Here is a 23,615-nt window from a genome sequence, read left to right on the forward strand (position 1 = left end):
TTAAATGAACAATTCAAATATAGGTAAGAAATTGACTTTATGTAGAAAAAAACAGAATCTCAGTATAAAAGACTTGTCTAAATTAATTAAAGTTACACCTTCATTAATAAGCCAAATAGAAAAAGGAAGTGTAAATCCATCCATAAGTTTTTTAAAATCAATTTCAAATGCTTTAAATGTACCATTAGTCAATTTTTTTATTCCTTCTATAGATAATCTGGAGCTAATTGTTAGAAATAATCAAAGAAGAATATTAATTCTGCCAGACTCAAAAGATATTTTATATGAAATGTTATCAAGCAATCCATTTAATGAATTTGAGTTTGCAATTATGAACTTAGCTCCTAAATCTTATTGTAAAGAAAAAAATGGACATGATGGAGATGAAGTAGCATATGTTCTTAAAGGAAGTGTTCAACTTAACTTGGAAGATGATGTATTCCAACTAAACGAAGGGGATAGTGTCAAAATTCCATTTGGCATGAGACATAAATGGGGAAATCCTAATGAAATTGAAAGTAAAGTAATATACATAATTGTTTCATAGACTATTATCTACTTAATTATCTCACATACTACATAGATAACTCAATAAATTCATATTTATTTAAGAAGGTAGAATTAATAAGATTATACTGATAAATCTTCAACTTAATAAATTGTTGATTTAACTACAATCTTATTTAGTTCTACCTATTTATTAATTAAGTCTATTTTTATATGGTAACAATCTCACATAATTTACATCTATTTTAAAGAATATAATACTTCTCCTTCTCTTATAGTCTTTAATACTTTAATATCTTTTATTTTCATAGGGTCGATTGTAAGTGGGTTTTCATCTATTATTATTAAATTAGCTAGTTTACCTTCTTTAATTGAACCTTTTTTATCTTCTTCAGAATATTGATATGCTGCATTTATAGTAACGCCCTTTAAAGCTTCTAATGGACTTATCTTTTCATTTTTTCCTATTTGCACACCTCTTTTCGTAATTCTATTAACAGCACACCATACTGTTTCAAACATATTAGGAGCTATTACTGGTGTATCCTGATGTAGAGTGTAAATTAAACCTTTTTCTATAGTTGTCTTAAGTGGGCTAATCTTAAATGCTCTATCTTCTCCAAGGTTTTTGATATGAATATCACCCCAATAGTATGTGTGAGCCACAAAGTATGAAGGTATCATACTTATTTTCTTCATATCATCGATTTGGTCTTCTCTTACTGTTTGAGCATGTATCATAACTGGTCTTGCACCATTTTTATTATTTTTTTCTTCTAAGTTTAAAACTTTTTCAAATGAATCTATCAACTGGTCTGCTGCTGCATCTCCATTACAATGAGTTAAAAGTTGCATTTTTTCTTTTAGTGAAGTATTTATAAATTCCTCTACTTCTTCATTTTTATATATAGGATATCCACAATAATCATCATCTGAATTTTCATATGGTCTGGTTAACCAAGCTGTCTTACCTTGTGGAGAACCATCTAAAAATATCTTATATCCACCTATTTTAAATCTATCTGTATATTTCTTTACAAAATCTCTATTTGCATCTGCTATAGACTTACTTTTTTTCAAATCCACATATCCTACAATATCCATCTTTAATTTCTTTTGACCTGCCATAGCTTTTAGAAGATTAAACTGATTCTCTGCCATTAAACCTTCTTGAGCTGTTGTAATACCATAACTTAGATATATGTCCTGTGCTTTTTCAATTGATTTAAAAATCTCATCTGGTGATGGTTGTTTTATTTTAGATGATACATTAAAAAATGCATTTTCCTCTAAGTATCCATTTGGTTCTTTACTTCCTTCTATTCTACCAATATGTCCACCTTCAGGGTCCTGTGTTTCATGAGTAACACCAAGTTGCTTTAATCCTAGAGTGTTTGCAACTCCCATGTGACCAGAAGCATGTGAAATTAGTATTGGATTTTCTGAAGAGACACTATCAAGTACATCTTTATCTGGATGCCTATTTTCTTCTAAGAAATTATTATCATATGAAAATCCAATTATCCATTCACCTTTTTTTATGTTATTTTTCTCTTTGAAATCCTGTATTTTTTTTACTATATCTTTAAAGCTAGTTGCATCTTCTAAAGGAATTAATTTTAGCGTAGTAGCAAAAGCTATCAAATGGCTATGTGAATCAATAAAAGAAGGCATCAATGTCTTACCTTTTAAATCTATAATTTCTGTATCTTTATTTTTTAAAGCAAGTATTTCTTCTTTTGTTCCTATCTTTTTTATTGTTTTATCTTTTATAAGAATAGCATCTCCACATATTGAATCTTCCATTGTGATGATATTTCCATTGTAATAAATTTTTTCTTTCATAAAATTCTCCTTAGGTTGTCTATTTTATAAATTTTCTTTATTATTTTCTTTTTAATTATATTATGTTGTATTAAATTTGTTTCTTTAGGCTTTATTCATTCAAAATTTTTGTTTTTAATTATTGTTCGCTAAGAAATAAATACTATTCATTATAAATAAGACAATTTAATGAGCTCTATATAGCTAAAAAAGGGGTTGTAAAATAGTGAAATTAAATATTTGAACTTGATTGTTTTTGCACAATTGTAATTTTTCAAATCATGATGTATCATTTTAAGTATACAGTTACATCATTATTCAGAATATAAATACTTTGCTTATCAAAATCATTTGATGTAGTCTGTTCAAATTAATAAATTTAAATATTCTCAGGAGGTTTTTTATGAACAAAGAAAATAAAAACGTAAGAATAGCTGTTGTTCAGGCATCACCAATTATAATGGACCTAGAAAAAACAGTTGAAAAAGCATTGGGATTAATTAAAGAAGCTGGTAAAAAAGGGGCAAATATTGTAGTTTTTCCAGAAGCATTCATACCTGCATATCCAAGAGGTCTTTCATTTGGATTTGTTGTTGGAAGTAGAACGATGGAAGGTAGAGAAGATTGGAAAAGATACTATGATAATTCTGTGCCAGTTCCTAGCGCTACAACAGATTTATTAGGAAAAGCAGCTCAAGAAGCAGGAGTATACTTATCAATGGGTATAACAGAAAGAGATGGTAATGATATAAACTGTACTCTTTATTGCACAAACTTGTTTTTCTCTCCAGAAGGTAAACTTATTGGTAAACACAGAAAACTTAAACCTACAGGAACAGAAAGATGTATTTGGGGCGAAGGAGATGGAAGTACTCTTACAGTAGTTGATACTCCATATGGAAAAATGGGGGGCTTGATTTGTTGGGAAAACTATATGCCATTAGCTAGAACAGCTCTTTATGCTAAAGGAGTAAAACTTTATATAGCTCCTACTGCAGACTCAAGAGAAGAATGGCAATCAACTATGAAACATATTGCTTTAGAAGGAAGATGTTATGTTATTGGATGTAATCAATATGTTGAAAAAAATATGTATCCAACTGACCTTAATTACTATAAAGAATTAGATGTAGAACCAGAAATTATGTGTCCAGGAGGAAGCTGTATAGTTGACCCTTTTGGAAAATATGTAGCAGGGCCTATTTTCAATAAAGAAGAAATGTTAATAGCTGATTTAGACCTAGAAAAGATAGTTCTTAGTAGATTAGATTTTGACTCAGAAGGTCATTATTCAAGACCTGATGTGTTTGAATTAATTGTTCATGAATAATCCTTTACATAAAAATCAAAATGAGATACTCCTAAATAACTTTAAGGTATCTCATTTTTTCTTAATATTCTAAAATTATATTTATAAATTTAATTTGGCTATCTACATTTTTTCTAAATCAACTACTGTTCTTCCTACATGCTTTCCTGCCATTATTAAATCTATACTATTATTTAATTCCTCTAATGATACTACATTTACCATATCATCTAAATCATCTAATTTCCATTCATTAGATAATAAACCCCATATCTTTAATCTTACATTCATTGGGCATTCTACAGAATCTATACCATATAAAGTAACTCCCTTTAAGATAAATGGATACACTGAACTTGTAAACTCAATTCCACCTGCATTACCACAAGTTGTCACTGCTCCACAATAATTAGTTGTCTTTATTGCTGTTGATAAAGTATTACCTCCTACTGTATCTATTACTCCAGCCCATCTTGGTCTAAGTAGAGGTCTACCTGAGTTATCATCCACTTCTGACCTATGTATAACATCTTTAACACCTAAATTTAATAATACATCTTTCTGTTCTTCTAATTTTCCTGTTGAAACTACAACTGAATAACCTAATTTAATCAATATTTTAGCTGCAATTACTGCAACTCCTCCAGTACCACCAGTAACTAATACATCTCCCATATCTTTATCTACAGAGTTTATAAATTTATATACAGATAAAGCTGCTGTAAATCCTGCTGTACCATAATCCATTGCTTCTTTCAATGAAAGGTCTTTTGGAAGTCTCACTACCCAGCTAGAAGGAACTCTTATATATTCTGAAAAACCACCAGAAGTATTCATACCTAAATCATAACCTGTTACTAAAACTTCATCTCCAACCTTAAAATCATCACAACTACTATACTCTACTATCCCAGATGCGTCAATTCCTGGTGTGTGTGGGTATTTTCTAGTAACACCTTTATTTCCATTTGCAGAAAGTGCATCTTTGTAATTTAGAGAAGAAAATTTTACCTTTATTATAACTTCTCCTTCTGGTAATGAATCTATTTCTCTTTCAATTATATTTCTCTTAAAACCGCCTTCTTCTTCTGTAATATATAATGATTTAAATTTTTTATTCATAAATTTCCTCCCAATACAATTAGTTTTATGTTAAACTAATTATAGTTTATAAATAGTTTTATGTCAAACTAATTTAAATAAATTAAGGATTGGAGATTAATTTATGGAAGATAAATATATTATACATTTCATAAGTAAAACAAAGGCTAATATGGTTAAATTCATTGAAAATAAACTTAGTCAAAATGGTCTAGATGAATTAATACCTACTCATGGAAATATTTTAACTGCACTTTATGAAAACAATGGAATACTTACAATGAAGGAAATTGCAACTAAAATAGGAAAGGATAAGTCCACTGTCACAGTGTTGGTTAATAAACTCATAAATCTAGGATATATAGAAAGACAAAAATGTGCCAATGACAAGCGTATTACATATATAAAACTTACGAAAAAGGCATTACTTATAGAGGATACTTTTGACAGTATTTCAACACAAGTAAAAGACACTGCATACCATAATATTACAGAAAATGAAAAACAAGAATTTCTTAGAATTTTAAAAAAAATCAATGACAATTTTAAAAATGCTGACTAAACTTAGCATAATTATATCTTCTATTGGAATAATAAATAAAAAGAATTAAATATTGTAAAAATTTATTGTGATAGAGAGGTAGAATATGAATTTAAAAGATAGTAAAACTAAAGAAAATTTATTAAGAGCTTTCGCAGGAGAGAGTCAAGCTAGAAATAGATACAATATTTCTGCATCTGTAGCAAAAAAAGAAGGGTTGTATATAATAGAATCTTTATTTAATTATACTGCTGACCAAGAAAAATCACATGCAAAACAATTTTTTACTAAATTAAAAGAATTTTCTGGTGAAAACATAAGTATATCAGGAGCATATCCTGTAGATTTATACGACAAAACAGCACAACATCTTAAAGCTGCACAACATAATGAGCTTCAAGAATGGGATGATGTATATAAGAATTTTGGTAAAACAGCACGTGAAGAAGGATTTGAAGCTATAGCTAAATTATTTGAAAACATAGCTGAAATAGAAAAAGTTCATGGTGATAGATTTGGTAGATATGCTACTGACTTAGAAGAAGGTACTTTATTCAGAAGAAATGAAGATATTCAATGGATATGTACAAATTGTGGACATATACATGTTGGTAAAGAAGCACCAAAGGCTTGTCCTGTATGTCTTCATCCACAAGGATATTTCTTAGATTTTAAAAACTCATTATTTGAATAGACTAAGATAATCATTGTATTTAAATAATCTATGATATTTATAGCAAACATTTTTATAAATACCATATTATCTTGATAACAATAAAATGAACCATAAATATTACTATAGATATAAAATATACTTTGAACATTTATAGTAATCCTTTATGGTTCATTTTATTATTCCTTCAAAACTATAATACATCGTCTAAATTTATATGAGATAATTAGATAGGATAACCTACTATGATAATCTTATACTAATATCATTTATTTCTTTCATCAAATCGATTTCAATAATTTTAACTACATCTTTTTCAAACCTTACTTTTTTATAATCTAAACATCCCACTACAAATGGAACTCCAAACTTTCTAAATAAATAAATTTTACCATTTTCATTGTATATTGCTGTAAAATTTTCTTCTATTATGTTCACTATTAATTTTAATTCTTCAAAGGTTATCGTTGATTTAACTAAAAATTTCTCTATTATATTCAATATAAGTAGTTCTTTTTTACCTATATTCTGTTCTTTCTTATATAAGTTTTGAAATATTTCTTTTGTGTAATTACATATGACTTCTTTACTGAGAATAAAATCAATATCAAACTCTTTATTAGTATCTTTTTTCATAAACATATTTGCAATATCATCAAGAGAAGTCTCTTCTTTCATAGATAATATTAGTTCTATTCTCTCTAGTATTTTATCTCTTGGAAAGAAAGTCTCTTGACCTGTAAAAGCTGATTTTTTTATAAACCATTCCTCTGGTATAATATTCTTTCTCTTCCATCTATATAATTGCCCATAAGATATATTAGTTTTGCTCAGTAAATCTTTCTTAGATATTAATTCTTCCATAGTTTCTCTAGCCCACCTTTATACTGTTTTTTACAGTAGAATTATCTGAAACTGATAAATTATCACTGTATTCAATATTTCCAACATCACAATTATCTACTAAAGATATATTTTTCCCACGTATATCTTTTATTGATGCATCCTCTAATTCAATAGTATCTCCCTCTATCAAATCACATTTAAATTTTCCAGAAAAAATATTGATAATCTTAATCAATTGAAAAGCATTTTTACTTCTTCCTATTTGTATATTAGTTGCACCTATCTCCTTACAATAAGAGCCTCCTCCTGAATAAACATATATATTTTCTCCATTTAAAAGACCATCACATTTTATAGCTCCATATACCTTTATATCTTCACATTCTATATTTGCTTTATTTCTCATTTCACCATATATTTTTATATCTTGTGCATACATATTTTCATTTACACTTAATTGTCCTTTTATTGTAACATTATTACATTTCAGTTTACCATCAACTTTCTGTTGAGCAGTTATAACCAAGTCATCTATTTCTGCATCTCCATCTATACTAAGTTGACCATTCACCCTTACACGTTCAGCTTTAAGATTACCTCTTATAACAGTTTTTCCATTTACAACAAAGTTTTTTATATTTATATCACCTTCAAACTTTGAATCTCCAAACACTTTTACTTCATCACTTGTTATATTTCCTTTTGATTTAGCACTTCCCATGATTTTTATGCTTTCATATTCCCCGCTACTTATAAATCCTTCTCCAAGTATTTTTATAGACCCTTTTTCCATATTATTACCTCATTTTAAATTTTATTTTTAAAACCATTTATTACTTATCTTTCTTTAAGTTTACTGTCTCATTTATATTCTTTATTTCAGCAACTATTGAATCTTCATCAATCTCTATACTTTCACTGTACTCCAAACTTTCTATATAGCAACCTTTACCTACTTTAATATTTTTGCCTCTTACAACCTTGATTTCACTATTTTCTAAGCTTATTTCATCTGCCTCTATAATATTTGCAAATAACTTACTTTCTCTATATGTTCTAATTGATAATAGACCTAAACCTATTAAATTTGAAGATACTTTTTCAAAGTTTATAGGCTTTTTCTCCAACATACGAAACTTTTTACAATAGTCTCCATGACCTTTTTTTATATTTATCCTACTTGCTCCAACTTCATTAAAATTAGAAATTCCATTCAAACTAATATTAATTTCTTCACAGTTTAAAAATCCGTTACAATTTAAAATTCCACTTAAATTGATATTTTCACAATCTATATTCTCATTGGCCTTTAAATATCCTTTTCCATGAATAATATCCGACTTTATATTTCCTTCGACATTAATAATTCCGCCCGTATCAATTTCAATAGAATTAATATCTCCTGTACATCTAAGAAGTCCAGATATCTCCACTTTTGATGCCAATATATTTCCTTCTACTTTACTTAGACCTGATGTAAAAAATTCATTACATTCTGTTGTTCCAAGCACTTTTGCTGAACCAGAAGAATCAAATTTACTACATTTTATATTTCCTTCTATCTTTCCTGTTCCTGCTACATTAACACTATCAAAAATTCCACCTTTACACTTTCCAACTCCATTAAAGTTTAGTGAATTTAATCCTTCATTCATAATGATATCCTTTCCTTAATGTATTTTATCCTTAAAACTAATATAACAAAACATTGTTACGTTGTCAAGTATAATAATTATATTCAGTAAAACAACCTTCATTTAAGTTCTATTTTAATTTATATAAATAATAAAAAAATAATAGGGAAAACACTCTATTCAAACTATAAATCTAAATTATTTAGATTTATGATTTAAGTGAGATACATCCCTATTATTCAATCTTTATATATATTTGTTATATAAACCTCTAAAATATTATTCTCTAAATTCTACAATAATTTACAATTAATCCTATTCTACATATTGATGAATTTTTCGATTACATCAGCCAATCTCTCCATATCAGTTGGATAAACTTCTCCTATACTACCTATTCTAAACGTGTCTATATCAGTCAATTTTCCTGGATAAATAACAAATCCATTCTCTTTTAAATACGTATAAAATTCCATAAATTCAAATTTTGCATTTTTAGGATATAAAAAAGTTGTTATTACAGGTGATTGAGCACCATCATTTACCAAAGTGTCAAAACCTAAAGATTTTAATCTTGATGCTATTGTAAACTGATTTTCTTTATATCTAGCATATCTTTTTTCAACAGAACCTTCTTCTTCTAACTCCAATAATGCTTGATAAAAAGCTCTTACAACATGTGTAGGTGAAGTAAATCTCCATTTACCATTATTCTTCTCCATAGTATCCCATTGTGCATACACATCAAGAGACAATGACTTAGCTATACCTTTACATTTAGCTAATTCTTCTTTGTTAGCTATTATAAAACCAAATCCAGGTACTCCTTGTATACATTTATTAGAACTACTAACTAGAAAATCTATATTAAAGTCTTCAACATCAATCTCAATTCCTCCAAAACTACTCATAGCATCAACTATATAAATTTTATTATATTCTTTTGCAAGTTTTCCTACTTCTTGTATAGGATTTAATCTACCTGTAGTAGTTTCACAGTGAACCATTGATATATGTGTTATATCTTTATTTTCCTTCAATAAATTTTCTACTACATTTAAATCAACTGCCTCTACATCTTTAAATGTACAATCAATAAATTCTATATTTAAATAATTACATATATCTTTCATTCTCTTTCCGTATGCCCCATTTGCAATTACAAGAAGTTTACCATTTTCTGGGATAGTACTGCCTATTGTAGCCTCTACTGAGAAAGTTCCACTTCCTTGCATTAATACACTTGTGTACTTATCTGTATTTTTTGTTCCTAGAGACACTAATCTTCTTCTAACATCCTGCACTAAATCATTATATTCAACATCCCAAGTACACCAGTCTTTTAGCATAGATGCTCTTACTGATTTAGTAGTAGATAGTGGTCCTGGTGTAAGCAATATGTAATCATTTTCTGGTACAAAGTCTGACTTAATAGTTTCATTTTCTATTTTTACTAAGACATCTTCTAATTGAGCCATAGTCTCTATTACAAAATGTGCACCTGCTTCTTTAAATTTCTTTGAAACTGCATCCATCTTAGCTTTTAGTTCTTCTTTATCCATGTTATCCACTTCTTCTTGTGTAAGTCCTAACTCACTTGAACCTTTTATTACAGCAACACTCCACATTCCTGCATTTACGCCTTCTTTTACATCACTGATTGTATCTCCCACTTTTACCATAGAACTCATAGGAGATACACCTAGAGCTTCAGCATTTTTATAGCACATCCAAGGATATGGTCTTCCTTGAGATACTTCTGATGGAGTTACAAGAAAATCTGGTGAGTATCCTTTTTTTGCTGCATTTGGTTCGACTATGTTCATCATTTCTCTTGTATAACCTGTTGTAGAACCTATTTTTAATCCATTCTTTCTTAGTTTCTCAACAGTTTCAACAACATGAGGAATTGGAGTTGTATATTCTTCTAATGTTTCAAATAACATTGGCTCAAATTCAGCATAAAGCTTATTTACGTCTTCTTCAGTTGGTGCTTTGCCAAATTTTTCTGACCAAAGGTTTTTTATTCTATCCATTTCACACATTTCTCTTATATGGTCTATCTTTAATTTTCCCATAGGTTTTCTTGCTTCTTCCATTGTTACATCTATACCTCTTCTTTTAAATATCTCTATAAATACATTAAGAGGTGCAAAACATCCATAATCAACTGTTGTTCCAGCCCAATCAAATACTACTACCTTTATTTTTTCTCCATATATCTTTTTCATATTTATAGCCTCCATAGATTCTTTTAGAATTTTTGTGTTTTTAATTGTTTTTACTTTTAAAGTATAACTTTTACATGTTAATTATACATCATATTCAGGTTAAATGTATATTAAATTTATGTTTTTAGTTGTTTTTACTTGGTTATACTTGTTTTTACTATTCTATATAAAAACTTCACAAAACTCCAAATTATAAGTTGAAATTTCCTTTTTCATATAAATCTATGAGCTAGTTACATTTTATAATTTTATTGTATTTATTTTGCTTCTATCCATGTTATGTTTATTTCATTTAATTTATCTCTCCATTCATTTGGAGGTTCTGTATCACAAATCACAAAATCCAATTCTTCTAAATCTGCTATCTTATACATACTGACAATTCCAATTTTGGAACTATCACACAATATAAAACTCTCTTTTGAATTTTTTATATATTCTCTTGATAATAATGCTTTATTTTGGTCTATACTGCTAATTCCAAAGCTATCAAGTATACCTTCGCTAGATATAAAGGCTTTATCCACATATAAATTTCTCATAGTATCTATTGACATTGGACATGCTGTTCTTTGATGCTTTAAATTTACTTTTCCCCCAATAAATATAACCTCCCCATCAAATAAACCTTGACTTTCATAGGAAATCAACTTTGATAGTACAGGATAAGAATTTGTAATAACCTTTAAATTTTTTACAGATACTATATAATCCACAATTTGTAAATTAGTAGTACCTTCATCTATGACAATTGATTCATTATCATTCACAAATTTAGATGCATATTTAGCAATACTCTGTTTTTTATCCAAATTAGTACTATTTCTCTTTATATGTGCTGGTTCAATCACCCCATAATTTATTTTTATAGCACCACCATAAACCTTTTTCAATTTATTTTCATTTTCTAACTCTTCTAAATACCTTCTTATTGTTTCTGATGATACCTCTAATTTTTTTACTAACTCTTTTGTATTTACTTTACCTTTTGAATCTAATAATTTAAGTATTTCTTTTTTTCTATCTATTGAATTTAAAGACATCACTTTTCCTCCTAAATATGTATATTTTGCTCCTATAATATTACAATAATACCTACCTTTACAAAATTATTATTCCATGATAAACATTTTCACTCAATTAAAGCTCAATTTAAAATAATGTATATTATAATAAAAAAAGTCCATCAAATATTAATATCAGATGGACTTTATAAAACTTTATTTTATAAATTAATAGTTAAAACTTAATTATTAATTTATTTTCTTGTTTCCAAGAATTTTACTAAATTATTTACAGTAGACATATCTTTTCTCTCTAAATCAGTTGGTTGAAGTTCTATTCCTAGTCTATTTTCAATTTCAAGTAAAACTTCAATTATAGCTAATGAGTCTAAAAGCTCTGTCTCAAATAAGTTAAGGTCTAAATCTTCTCTTATCTCATCAGTCCCTAATACATCTTCAAATATTTCTATAACTGTTTCTTGCATAAATCTGCCTCCTTAAAATTAAGCTAAATAACCTGAGAATATCAGTAATCCAAAACATACAATGTGGAATGTAATGAAAATTTGAACTCTCTCGAACCATTTCTCTTTTTTATGTTTTTTATAAAACTTAGATTTTCTCTGATATATATCAGTCAAAACAAGTGCCAGCCCTTGATATACTCCATAAGCAACATAATACCATGTTAATCCATGCCAAAAGCCCATCGTTATCATGGTTATCATCTGAGCTACATGAGCAGCAGTAGTTCTTTTCTTAAATCTTTTCTTTCTCATTGATGACATAACAAATCTTGAAAAAATATAATCTCCAAACCATCTTGAAAGACTTATATGCCATCTTGTCCAGAATTCCTTCATATCTTTACTTATAAATGGCTTATCAAAGTTTATTGGTACTTGTATTCCAAATATGTATCCTGCACCTATAGCAAACAAACTATACCCTGCAAAATCGAAGAATAAGTATAAACTGTATGCATACATGTAACTTAAAATACTTATAAAACTCATATCTTTAGGTATTCTTGATACCCAATATGTATTTATCAAAAATGCTATAACAAACTTATAACCTATACCCATAACAATATTTTTTATTCCAGGCAGTAAGTATTCTTCTAGATACTCTTTTCTAGATATTTGTTTTTCCAAATCTTGCTCAAAACGTCTTGACCTATCAATAGGGCCAGAACTTAATGTTGGAAAAAATAGCATAAAATAAAGCATCTTTGAAATTTTAACTTCTTTTATAGCTCCATCATAAATTTCAATAACCATTTGTATAGTTCTGAAATTTAAGTATGATATTCCAATAAATCCAATTATCCCAAAAGAAGTAACTGGAGATATTTTATTTATTATTATTGGGAGCATTGATGCAAACAAGAATCCCCAATATATGTATTTATTTTTAGTTTTTCTTCTTACATATTCATATCCTTTAACTATTATAACTTCAAGAATAATAAATATTACTAGGTATTTTAGTTGGACATCCATCCCTACAATTAAGAATATCATAAATAAACTTGCCAACATACCATAATACTTTATATTCTTACCCATTAGACCTAAAATCACTGCTGGTATTGATGTTAATAATAATATATAAAGATAAAAATAATCTCCATACTGTGAAAAAATCATTAAATTTCCTCCATAAGTTTCTTTCTGTCTATTTTACCATTGATATTTGTTGGAAACTTAGAGATTATTGAAATATTTCTTGGAATCATATATGAAGGTATATATTTTCCCAATTCCTTTTTTATTATCATCCCATTTTTAATGTTACTTAAATCATTCTTTTCATTTAACTCAACAATACCTTTTAAGTAAGCAATTTTCTCATCCTTATATATTGGTAAAACTACTGCATTTTTTACATTATGTACTTTTCTTAAGTTATTCTCTATATCTTCTATTTCAATTCTAAATCCATTTAATTTTATTTGAAAATCTTTTCTCCCACAATAGTATATATTTCCATCTAGAAGATATCCCATATCTCCAGTTTTATAAGCTCTCCATTTTACACCATCTATTTCATCATAGAAGAATACTTCGTCAGTTTTTTCTTTATTATTAAAGTAACCTTTAGAAACTGATGGTCCAATTATTATAATCTCACCTTTTTCATTTTCTTCAAGCTCATTTCCATCTTCACCAAGTATTTTTATTTTACAGTTTGACATAGGATATCCAACTGGAAGACTTTTTTCATCATCTATGGCTTCTTTAGTCATATCATTTACACTTACACCAACAGTAGCTTCAGTTGGTCCATATCCATTGATGACTCTTGTATTTGGGAACCTACTCATAAGCTCCTTAGTAAGATTTTTTGAAAGTGCTTCTCCTATGAATATCATTGACTCAAGTTTAGGAAGCATTTTACTATTAAATTCTTTTTCTGTTATACATACACCTGCAAAAGAAGGAGTTGACACCCATACAGCTATATCTGACATGCTAAACTGTCTAAATAGCTCTTTATAATCTGCTAATACATCTTTTGATATTGAAAATAATGTCGCTCCATGAATAAGACCAGGATATATAGTTGTAACTGAAAGGTCAAAAGAATACGCTGCTTGATTCATTATTACTTTTTCACTTCCATCTATATTTAGATATGGACTTATCCAATCCGAAAAGCTATCTAAATTGTTTGAACTTATTTGAACCCCTTTTGGCTTTCCTGTACTTCCTGAAGTAAATAGTATATATGCATTTTCATCATCTTTTACCCAGTTTTCTTTATGTAATGATTTTCCTTGATATTCATTTATTATGTCATTTAGCTTGTTCATATCAATTACATTGATATCTCCAAAATCTTTTTCATCACTAAAATTAAATAATACCTTTGGTTTTATCTCTTTAGTAACTTCAAAAACTCTATCTATTGGAAAACTAATGTCAAGAGGTACATATGCTCTACCTGATTTTAAAGCTCCTATCATACACGCCATTATCATATTTTCTTTATTTCCATAAATCACTATTGGAGTATCTTCTTCTTTGTATACATCTTTTAGAAAAACTGATATAGCATCTGAATATTGATTTAAATCTTTATAAGAAAGTTTATTTCCATTACACATTAGTGCTATTCTATCTGTATTTGAATATTTTTTTATTCCTTCAATAATTTTCATATAAAAATGCTCCTTTAAAATCCGTTATAAATAAATGGCAATTCTTTAAATGGAGTAAATGTTAGTACTCCTATCGCCAATATTATAACCATAGTTAAACAAATACTAGTTACCAATTCTTTATTGCTCTTTAAATATTTTAAATAATCTCTCACAGACATCTACCCATCCTTTCGTACCAAGATGCATTACATCTCTTAAATAATATTTATCTGACCCTTTATCTTTAAGATTTAGAACTTCAAAACCCTTACTTTCTGCTATCTTTTGTGCTTTATCATAGTATTGGTCTCTTTCTTTTTCAGATATACCAGTCAAATCATAGAATTTACCCATACTTGGGATTAGTACAACAACTGGCTTAATATCTAAGTCAGTACAGACATTTAGCATAAGTTTATAACTGTCAAACTCTTTAGAAGTTAACAAGTCTACGTCTTTGTCTCTTCCTTTAAATTGTTCTATACCATCCTTAAAATGCATTTGATAATAATATTTATCAATATTTAATGGATTTTTACCAACTCTTTTTTTAGCATCTTCAATAGCTTTCTTTCTCTCATGTGACCAATTTATTGACCCTTTTCTTTTTCCTTTTCTTCTTTCATCTAGCCTAATTAATTTTTTATAAAGTATCCCTTTTTCTTTAAGAGCTATACAATACTTTCTTCCTTGAAAATAAGGCTCTAAAATCACCTTCTCAGCTTTTTCTGACAAGGTCTTAGGTTCATATAGCTTTGCATATAGTGCTTCTGCTTTATACTCGTCACTTCCCCACAATAGTTTGCTTGATTTTTTTGCATATTCAATCTTGTTTTCTTTAGATATCTTTGGATTATCTAAAAATCTATAAAATTGTATTGGTGAAAATCTAGATTGATAATGATGGCTTGTTACCCCATCTTTCTCCATAAACCATTGCATAGAAACTAACAAGACAACTTTCTTATTATCAATATTAGGATTCATACTTCCTAATATTGCAGCATCTTGTAATGTCTGAGTATAGGCTCTCCCAATTGCAAACACCTTGTTTTTGCTCCTATCCGTATTAAAATAGTACTTCGGATGTTGTTTTGTTGAATTACCAAGTTCTGATGACCCCAAAATCATAATATCCTTTTCTCTTAAAAAATGATTATTTGCTGTAACACCTTTGTCCTTTATATCACTTAAAGTATCATCCATAATTGGAAGTAGATTTTTCTCCCTCAAAAGTTCATCAGTTTTAGAATCAAGAAATTTGTCTAGCCCAAATAAAAATACTACGCCTATTATAAACGGAGTAATAAAGTATATCAATTTTCTCATATTTTCTCTCCTCTAAAAATATTCAAATTTATGTTATTATTAATCATATTAGTTTTGATGTATATATTCAACTACAAAATTGTAATAAAATCGCCAAAACTTTTTTTGATACTGTTACAAAATTGTAAAAAAAACAGAAAAAAAGTACTAAGAGAGAGTTTCCTCTTAGTACTTTTTTATACTTATAATTTGACATTTTAATACTTAACTATGTATACATTTTAACTTAATCTAAAATTAAATTTACTCAAAAGTATACCTTAATCCCCATTGTTTTCTTATCTCATCCATTAAGTTCATAACATCTACAGACAATTCTATAGTATCAGCTTTTATTTTATTCAAGATACAATTATTAATATATTCAATTTCATATTTTAAAGCTTTTTCTGTATATCCACATTCTATATTTTCAACTCTTCCATCATCTGTATAAGTTATTGTTGCTTTCGATGCTCTTGGGAAATTTTCTACAGTTATAAATCCTAATTCACCTGCAACAACACCTTTTTTAGGCATCTTCGCCCTCATAGTTAATGATATTACAGCCATCTCATCATTAGAATTTTTTAAAATTATTCCAGATTGTTCATCTACACCCGTTTCAAAGTTTTTAACAGTTGTTAAAATCTCATTTGGTTGAGTTGACATAAAGTATCTAGTAAATGAAAGTGCATATGTACCAATATCAAGTAATGCCCCTCCAGCTAAATCTTGACTAAAAAATCGATTATTAACATCGTACTCTTTACAACTTCCAAAAGATACTTGTATCATTTTAATTTTTCCCAAACTTCCAGACTCTACTATGTTTTTTAATTTTTTATATAAAGGCATGTAATAAATAGTCATTGCCTCTGCCACTATCAAATTTTTTTCGTTAGCTAAGGTTACAATCTCTCTTAGTTGGCTTCCATTTACTGTTATAGCTTTTTCACAAAAAACATGTTTTCCATTTTCTAAACTTTTCATTATATATTCATAATGGTTACAATGTGGAGTAGATATATACACTACATCTATATCCTCATTCTTTAACATTTTATCATAATCATCATACACTTTTTCTATCCCAAACTTGTTTGCAAAATTCTCAGCTCTTTCGATACTTCTTGAAGCAACTGCATACATACTACAATTTAACTCATTCATAGCTTGTGTAAACTCTGAAGCAATAGTCCCAGGTCCCAATATAGCCCACTTTATATTATACATATACATCTCCTCACACTTTTTTATATATTATCAATACTTTACAATATAAATTACATACTATCAGCTGGATAAACAATATTACATTGTCTTCTTATCTCATCCATAAGTTCCATTACAATTATTGAGTTTTCATAAGAGTTTATTTTAGACTCTATTTTATTGTTATTTATAAGACTTATAAACTCAACAAGTTCATAGTACATACCTTCTATTTCTCTAGGTTTTTCCTCTTCTTTTTCTTTTAAAATAGATATATCTTCTTCTCTTCCATCTCTATACTTTATAATAGCTTTTTCAAATAGATTCAGTTTTTCAATTATTATACTTCCCTCTTCTCCTTGTATCTCAGATGGTATATAAGAATCAGCTATTTTTGAATACTGAATTATTGCATCCATATCATCGTATTTAAATATAGCTGAGCCTTCTCCATCAACTCCAGTTTGAAGTATATGAGAAGTTGCCTTTACTGATTTTGGAGCTCCAAATAGATTTACCATTGGATGTATACAATACACTCCTATGTCCATCAATGCACCATTCGATAACTCTTTTTTAAAAGCATTTTCTATAATTCCATTCTTATACTTATCATATCTTGAAGAATATTGACAATAACTTCCAAAGTATCTTCTTATCTTTCCTATTTTATATAAGTTTTCTTTAACTGCCTTAAAGTTTGGAACACATGTAATTCTCATAGCTTCCATAAGAAGTACATTATTGTCTCTAGCTGTTTCTATCATCATTTTTACTTCTTTTAAATTAGATGCTAATGATTTCTCACAAAGTACATGTTTTTTGTATTTTAAACAAGTAAGAGCTTGTTTTGAATGTATAGCATTTGGAGAAGCTATATATATAGCATCTATATCACTTGATTTAGCCATTTTTTCTAAATCATCAAAAAAAATGCTTGCTCCATATGGCTCTCCAAATTCCTTAGCTTTTTCTAAATCCCTTGAATATACAGCAACCAATTCAAATTCTTTAATCCTAAAAGCAGCTCTTAGAAATGTTTTTGCTATATTACTTGTCCCAATAATGCCAAATCTTACTTTACTCATTATAAATCACTCCCTATTTTCTATATTTTATTTTGATTGAAATAGAAAACTTTATAACCTATTATAATATTCTCAAATAAATTCATCAAATAAAAAAGAAAGCTAATTTTAAATGATTTCATCATTTTAACATAGCTTTCTTTCTACTACAATCTAAGTTTAACCTATACTTTTAAAGTTACCTTTCCACTATATCTCTATTTCCTCTCAATAGTTTTATAGTAAAAATTTCATCTACAAACAGTGCTACCAATAGTACAGTTGCAAGAATTGGCCAATAAGGCATTATAAGTCGATACAAATTGTCAATTATATATACTTGAAAATATCTTACCCCAATAAAAGTCAGTATAGTCCAGTACATAGAAAACTTTAAACATACTATTCCTCTACTATTGTACTTGTAATCAGAATAATCCCAATATACCTTATTAAAATATATTTTCATAAGTATACCTGTAATGTATTCTACTGTTGTTGGTACCACTAAACATAATAAAAGCAATGCAAATATATTATTTGGGTCAATAAATCTTGAGACTTCTATTATAATCGACATTGCAATTGCATACATTGGTTTAAATGGGCCATTTAAAAATCCATCCTCTTGAAAATGTCCTTGTGTATAATAACTGTATAAGTTTTCAATTATCCAACCTATAAAACCATACAAGAAAAAATTAAATAAAAAATATAATAGAGAACCTGCATTATCCATGAATATTCCTCCTAATTGTTTATAATTATTTTTTCTCATATTCATGGATTTATTCTAAATCGAAGAAATTATATTTAATTTATTTAATCTAATATTTTATATTATAGATTATTACATGTTTTAGAATTCAAACTTTTTAGGTATTCTTTAACCTCTAGTAAGTTTTCAAGTATCTTATGTGATTGTGCTTTAATCTGTTCGTCTGGTTCTTTTAAATCTGGTACATTTATACATCTTATACCACCATTATATGCAGCTTCCACACCCATAGGGGAATCCTCTATAACAATACAATTTTGTGGTTCTATATTTATTTTTTTTGCTGCTTTTAAGAATATCTCTGGATTTGGCTTAGAGTTTACAACATCATCCCCACATACTATAGCATCAAAGTACTCTTTTAAATTTGCTTTGGCTAACCTCTTTACTGCTCTTTCTCTTTTTGTAGATGTTGCAACAGCCATTTTATATCCACTTTCCTTTAAGAATGAGATTAATTCATTAACTCCTAATTTAATAGGTGCTCCTTCTCTATCCATAAATTCAATCATGTTTTTAGTTTTTTCATCGTACAAATCTATTATTGGAACAGAACTATCGTATATATTTGTAAGACCTTCTATTATACCCTTACGATTTCTTCCCATAACTGATGTGTATATTTCTTTAGTCATAGTATATCCATACTTTTCAAATGTCTCTATCCAAAATTCAAGAGATATTCTCTCTGAATCAAACAAAACTCCATCCATATCAAAAATAATTCCTTCTACTTTTTGCATACAATTCCTCCAATATTTTTTGATATAATTATATTACACTTTTTATGATTAATTTTACAACCCTCAATTTATCCAATTCTAATATTGTAAAATTATAGTTTTCAAAAGTCACACTTTGATTTACTTTAATATTTGAACCTAGCATATAGGATATCCATCCACCTATACTGTCAAACCCATCATGTTCTATATCAAGCCCAAAATACTTGTTAATATAGTTAATCGACTCAGTTCCATCAACCAAATAAGAACCTGCTCCTATTTTCTTAATATGAGTCTCTTCTTTATCAAATTCATCTTGAATTTCTCCAACTATCTCTTCTAGTATATCCTCTATTGTAACCACTCCAGATGTACCACCATATTCATCAACTACTATAGCAAGTTGAAGCTTCTCTTTTCTTATTCTCTCAAGAGCCTTATCTATAGTTAAGTTTTCAGATATGTATATAATATCTCTCAATATTTGTTTCAGTTCAATTTGATTTTCATTTATCTTTTGATTATATAAATCTCTTATATGTACAAAGCCTAATATATCATCTTTATTTTTTCTACATACTGGATATCTTGTGACACCTTCTTCTTTTAAAGTAGATAATATCTTTTCTTCTGAGTCATTTTCATATATACATACCATATCAGTTCTAGGTACCATTATTTCTCTAATTTTCTTTTCCTCAAATTCAAAAATATTATCAACAAATCTTTGTTCTGATTCATCTATAAGACCACTTCTATAACTTTCTTCCACTAATAACCTTATTTCATCACCTGTATGTGGCTCATCAACCTCATCAGCTTGTGAATATCCAAATGGTTTAAGGAATAAATCAGTACTTAGGTTGAAAAAATATATTACTGGATATGTTAACTTGTAAAATCCTATTAATAAAAAAGATGTCCTTAACATTATTTTTTCCGTATTATAAAGTGCTAAAGCTTTAGGAACCAATTCTCCTATTACAACTTCTACCATTGTTATAATTAAAAATGAAATAGAAATTGATATGGTATATATAATACTTTCACTAAGATTAAAGATACTTATTATTGGTAAAATTAACTCTTTAACTGTAGATTCTCCCATCCAACCTAATGCAAGTGAACAGAGTGTTATTCCAAGTTGACATGCTGAAAGATAGGAGTTTAAATTGTCTTTTATTGTTTTACATCTTATTGCATTATCATTGCCTTCAGCTATCATAGTATCTATCCTAGAACTACGAAGCTTTACCATAGCAAATTCACAAGCTACAAAAAAAGCATTTATCAAAACAAGTATTGCTATAAGTGTTACATTTAATAAATCCCGCATAAAGTATTGGTTCTTATAATATAAGAAATCTATAAGAACTCAAAGTTCCCCCCTTATATTTCTAAAATTTAATTTATAATATATATTCTATCATATTTATTAATATATCTTACTTTATTACAAATAATTTTTATATACCAAATAACCCCTTTTAATATTTATGATAGGCTATCTAATAAACATTAAAAGGGGTTATTTAAATTATATATCAACAAATAAATTCTAGGAGAACCTATTATAAATCCATCGGCTAAAGTAACACCTCCTATTATGCATGAAGGTATAGTTGGTATTGAACTAAATATAGATACTATTATATATGTTAATACATTTCCCATTGTAGCAGACTCTAATTCTTTATCTGTAACATCTCTATTCATAGCTCTAATAGTAACAATCGTTGTAGCTCCCATCATATCAGCTAACTTGAACGATATTTATTTTGACCACAATATTATCTATGTATAGTTTTTAGTGGCACTCAATCTTATTCTTTGTACTCTCCAAGTTTGTACCTTTTATTGATTTCGTGTTCTGCCCTTATAAACTCTAAATTTCCCTCACCCATCAGTTCAGACATTTTTTTCTTTCTAGCATAGAGCCAATTTTTATCAATATTTTTATAATACTTATAATCAGTCCAATATACTATTGATGTTATTTCTCCTGGATTACTTTCACTAATCCATATCTCAGAACCAGCAAATCCCTCTAATAATTCTAAACCCTTAACCCAAATTTCATAATCTAATTGTAAGTATTTTTCTATTAAGTTGATATTTACCCTGAAAGTTAGTTCTTCAACAAACAAAGGCTTTTCAAATACTTTTAATTTCATATTATATACTTCCTTCTTTAATATTTGACTATTTTTTCTATACAACTATTTTCAACTTAATTTACCTATATATAACCACTTCTTATTCTTACATTTATTTATTACAACATCATTTTCTCATAGGTGGCATGTGTATTGATTTATCTAATATTCCCATGGATGCTTCTAAAAAAGCTTCTGATAAAGTTGGATGTCCATGCATAATACTTGCAACTTCTTCAACTGTCAACATAGCTTTCATTGCAACCACAGCCTCATGTATTAAATCGCTAGCATTAGGTCCTATAATATGAACGCCATATATTGTAGTTTTATCCTTTGAAGCAATTATCTTAACCATGCCTTCTGAATCATTCATTGTAAGCGCCTTCCCATTTCCAGAAAACTGAAATTTACTGACAACATAATCTAAATTTTTATCCTTAACTTCTTCTTCAGATAATCCAACTGTAGACACCTCTGGAAAAGTAAAAATTGAATTTGGCACTAAATTATAATCTACACTCGTTTTCTCTCCTACCATTCGTTCAACAGCAACTTTCCCCTCTTCAGATGCAACATGTGCAAGCATCACTCCTCCAATCACATCTCCAATTGCATATATTCCTGGTACAGAAGTACAATAATTTTCATCAACTTTTATTCCTTTTTTATCATATCTTATGCCTATACCTTCTAGGTTTAACCCATCTACATCAAGTTCCCTTCCTGTTGATATAAGTATATTGTCACAGGCTATTTTTGTTTTTTCTCCATTCTTACTTATCTCTGCAACTAATCCTTCACCATTCTTATATATTTCTTCTACTTTTGATGAAATTATTATTTTAATTCCTCTTTTATTCAGTAATTTACTTAATCTAGAGGATACCTCTTTATCAACCATAGGAATTATAGTATCCAAAAACTCAACAATAGTCACATCTGAACCAAATTCATTTAAGATTCCTGCAAACTCAATTCCTATAACTCCACCTCCAACGATTACAATTTTCTTAGGCAAATTATTCATTTTTAGGGCTTCTTTACTTGTTATTACACCTTCTAAATTAGCTCCTTTTATTGGTGGCTTAGAAGATTTTGAACCAGATGCAATTAAAATATTTCTACCTTTAATTATTTTCTTAGACCCATCCTCCAATTTGACTTCTACAGAATCTCTACTTATTAGTTTTGCTTCACCTTTTTCTATTACTACTTTATTAGCCTTTAAAAGTCCTTTTACGCCACTGGTTAAAGTTTTTACCACCTTTTTCTTCCTTGATTGTACTTTTTCTAAGTCTAGTTCATATTTGTCAACTTTTATACCATATTCTTCAGCATGATTAAAATAATTTAAAACTTGTGCATCCTTAAATAATGTCTTTGTGGGGATACAACCTGTATTTAAGCAAGTACCTCCAAGTTCATTTTTTTCTATAATTACAACATTTAATCCAAGTTGAGTTCCTCTAATTGCCGCAACATATCCTCCTGGTCCACCACCAATTACAATTAAATCAGTGTTCATCTTCACTATTCCTCCTTTTA

Annotated in this window: 23 protein-coding genes; 4 read left to right on the forward strand and 19 right to left on the reverse strand. The window is 28.1% G+C overall.

The features are described 5' to 3' along the window. Positions 1-4: 4 nt before the first annotated feature. Complete coding sequence (locus ACTG46_RS15740; protein ID WP_054277425.1) at positions 5-547, forward strand: helix-turn-helix domain-containing protein; 543 nt, start codon at positions 5-7, stop codon at positions 545-547. A gap of 200 nt (positions 548-747) precedes the next feature. Here ACTG46_RS15740 and ACTG46_RS15745 read toward each other — a convergent pair whose 3' ends face one another. After that, positions 748-2,352, reverse strand: a complete 1,605-nt coding sequence (locus tag ACTG46_RS15745) for an amidohydrolase (protein WP_479923166.1) — start codon at positions 2,350-2,352, stop codon at positions 748-750. A gap of 382 nt (positions 2,353-2,734) precedes the next feature. Here ACTG46_RS15745 and ACTG46_RS15750 point away from each other — a divergent pair, with 382 nt between their 5' ends. Beyond that, complete coding sequence (locus ACTG46_RS15750; RefSeq protein WP_054271424.1) at positions 2,735-3,661, forward strand: carbon-nitrogen hydrolase family protein; 927 nt, start codon at positions 2,735-2,737, stop codon at positions 3,659-3,661. Between the two features lie 102 nt (positions 3,662-3,763). Here the strand turns inward: ACTG46_RS15750 and ACTG46_RS15755 are convergent, their stop codons facing one another. Continuing rightward, on the reverse strand, positions 3,764-4,762 hold the full coding sequence (locus ACTG46_RS15755) for a YhdH/YhfP family quinone oxidoreductase (protein ID WP_231301509.1): 999 nt from the start codon (positions 4,760-4,762) through the stop codon (positions 3,764-3,766). Between the two features lie 103 nt (positions 4,763-4,865). Here ACTG46_RS15755 and ACTG46_RS15760 point away from each other — a divergent pair, with 103 nt between their 5' ends. After that, positions 4,866-5,303, forward strand: a complete 438-nt coding sequence (locus tag ACTG46_RS15760; protein WP_243193324.1) for a MarR family transcriptional regulator — start codon at positions 4,866-4,868, stop codon at positions 5,301-5,303. 85 nt (positions 5,304-5,388) lie between these two features. Next, positions 5,389-5,976: a rubrerythrin gene (gene rbr / locus ACTG46_RS15765; RefSeq protein WP_054277428.1), complete on the forward strand. Its 588-nt coding sequence runs from the start codon at positions 5,389-5,391 to the stop codon at positions 5,974-5,976. A gap of 222 nt (positions 5,977-6,198) precedes the next feature. On the opposite strand, the gene ACTG46_RS15770 is transcribed toward rbr, so the two are convergent. From ACTG46_RS15770 to lpdA, 17 genes are all read right to left on the reverse strand, one after another. Further along, positions 6,199-6,819: a YhbD family protein gene (locus ACTG46_RS15770; protein WP_054271428.1), complete on the reverse strand. Its 621-nt coding sequence runs from the start codon at positions 6,817-6,819 to the stop codon at positions 6,199-6,201. A 7-nt stretch (positions 6,820-6,826) separates the two neighbouring features. Next, positions 6,827-7,594 carry a polymer-forming cytoskeletal protein gene (locus tag ACTG46_RS15775; RefSeq protein ID WP_054271429.1) on the reverse strand — a complete coding sequence of 256 codons (768 nt, stop codon included), beginning with the start codon at positions 7,592-7,594 and terminating at the stop codon, positions 6,827-6,829. Between the two features lie 40 nt (positions 7,595-7,634). After that, on the reverse strand, positions 7,635-8,456 hold the full coding sequence (locus tag ACTG46_RS15780) for a polymer-forming cytoskeletal protein (RefSeq protein ID WP_479923167.1): 822 nt from the start codon (positions 8,454-8,456) through the stop codon (positions 7,635-7,637). A 299-nt stretch (positions 8,457-8,755) separates the two neighbouring features. Continuing rightward, positions 8,756-10,666 carry a 2-aminoethylphosphonate--pyruvate transaminase gene (phnW, locus tag ACTG46_RS15785; protein WP_479923168.1) on the reverse strand — a complete coding sequence of 637 codons (1,911 nt, stop codon included), beginning with the start codon at positions 10,664-10,666 and terminating at the stop codon, positions 8,756-8,758. A gap of 257 nt (positions 10,667-10,923) precedes the next feature. After that, a complete protein-coding gene (locus tag ACTG46_RS15790; protein ID WP_054277430.1) occupies positions 10,924-11,709 on the reverse strand; it encodes a DeoR/GlpR family DNA-binding transcription regulator in 786 nt (261 codons plus the stop codon). A 215-nt stretch (positions 11,710-11,924) separates the two neighbouring features. After that, positions 11,925-12,155, reverse strand: a complete 231-nt coding sequence (gene dltC, locus ACTG46_RS15795; RefSeq protein ID WP_003422749.1) for a D-alanine--poly(phosphoribitol) ligase subunit DltC — start codon at positions 12,153-12,155, stop codon at positions 11,925-11,927. A gap of 18 nt (positions 12,156-12,173) precedes the next feature. After that, positions 12,174-13,322 (reverse strand): D-alanyl-lipoteichoic acid biosynthesis protein DltB, encoded by a 1,149-nt coding sequence (gene dltB, locus ACTG46_RS15800; RefSeq protein WP_479923169.1) that lies wholly within the window; start codon positions 13,320-13,322, stop codon positions 12,174-12,176. Continuing rightward, positions 13,322-14,836, reverse strand: a complete 1,515-nt coding sequence (locus tag ACTG46_RS15805; RefSeq protein WP_407814684.1) for a D-alanine--poly(phosphoribitol) ligase — start codon at positions 14,834-14,836, stop codon at positions 13,322-13,324. Before ACTG46_RS15805 ends, dltB begins: the two co-directional genes overlap by 1 nt. A gap of 120 nt (positions 14,837-14,956) precedes the next feature. After that, the gene (gene dltD, locus ACTG46_RS15810) at positions 14,957-16,147 is read right to left on the reverse strand and encodes a D-alanyl-lipoteichoic acid biosynthesis protein DltD (protein ID WP_054277433.1); all 1,191 of its coding nucleotides are present in this window, start codon (positions 16,145-16,147) and stop codon (positions 14,957-14,959) included. Positions 16,148-16,390: 243 nt separating this feature from the next. Beyond that, positions 16,391-17,362, reverse strand: a complete 972-nt coding sequence (locus tag ACTG46_RS15815) for a Gfo/Idh/MocA family protein (protein ID WP_479923170.1) — start codon at positions 17,360-17,362, stop codon at positions 16,391-16,393. A 50-nt stretch (positions 17,363-17,412) separates the two neighbouring features. After that, positions 17,413-18,429: a Gfo/Idh/MocA family protein gene (locus ACTG46_RS15820; protein ID WP_479923171.1), complete on the reverse strand. Its 1,017-nt coding sequence runs from the start codon at positions 18,427-18,429 to the stop codon at positions 17,413-17,415. A gap of 178 nt (positions 18,430-18,607) precedes the next feature. Continuing rightward, on the reverse strand, positions 18,608-19,147 hold the full coding sequence (locus ACTG46_RS15825; RefSeq protein WP_054271437.1) for a putative ABC transporter permease: 540 nt from the start codon (positions 19,145-19,147) through the stop codon (positions 18,608-18,610). 101 nt (positions 19,148-19,248) lie between these two features. Continuing rightward, positions 19,249-19,929 (reverse strand): HAD family hydrolase, encoded by a 681-nt coding sequence (locus tag ACTG46_RS15830; protein WP_479923172.1) that lies wholly within the window; start codon positions 19,927-19,929, stop codon positions 19,249-19,251. Positions 19,930-19,957: 28 nt separating this feature from the next. Continuing rightward, entirely contained in the window at positions 19,958-21,247 is a 1,290-nt protein-coding gene (locus ACTG46_RS15835) for a hemolysin family protein (RefSeq protein WP_074179771.1), read from the reverse strand. Positions 21,248-21,429: 182 nt separating this feature from the next. After that, a complete protein-coding gene (locus tag ACTG46_RS15840) occupies positions 21,430-21,663 on the reverse strand; it encodes a hypothetical protein (protein WP_479923173.1) in 234 nt (77 codons plus the stop codon). 71 nt (positions 21,664-21,734) lie between these two features. Beyond that, positions 21,735-22,085, reverse strand: coding sequence for a TIGR03792 family protein (locus ACTG46_RS15845; protein WP_284182320.1), 351 nt, complete (start codon positions 22,083-22,085; stop codon positions 21,735-21,737). 109 nt (positions 22,086-22,194) lie between these two features. Next, positions 22,195-23,595 carry a dihydrolipoyl dehydrogenase gene (gene lpdA / locus ACTG46_RS15850; RefSeq protein WP_479923174.1) on the reverse strand — a complete coding sequence of 467 codons (1,401 nt, stop codon included), beginning with the start codon at positions 23,593-23,595 and terminating at the stop codon, positions 22,195-22,197. Positions 23,596-23,615: the final 20 nt, after the last annotated feature.

The organism is Clostridioides sp. LIBA-7678 (assembly GCF_056716065.1).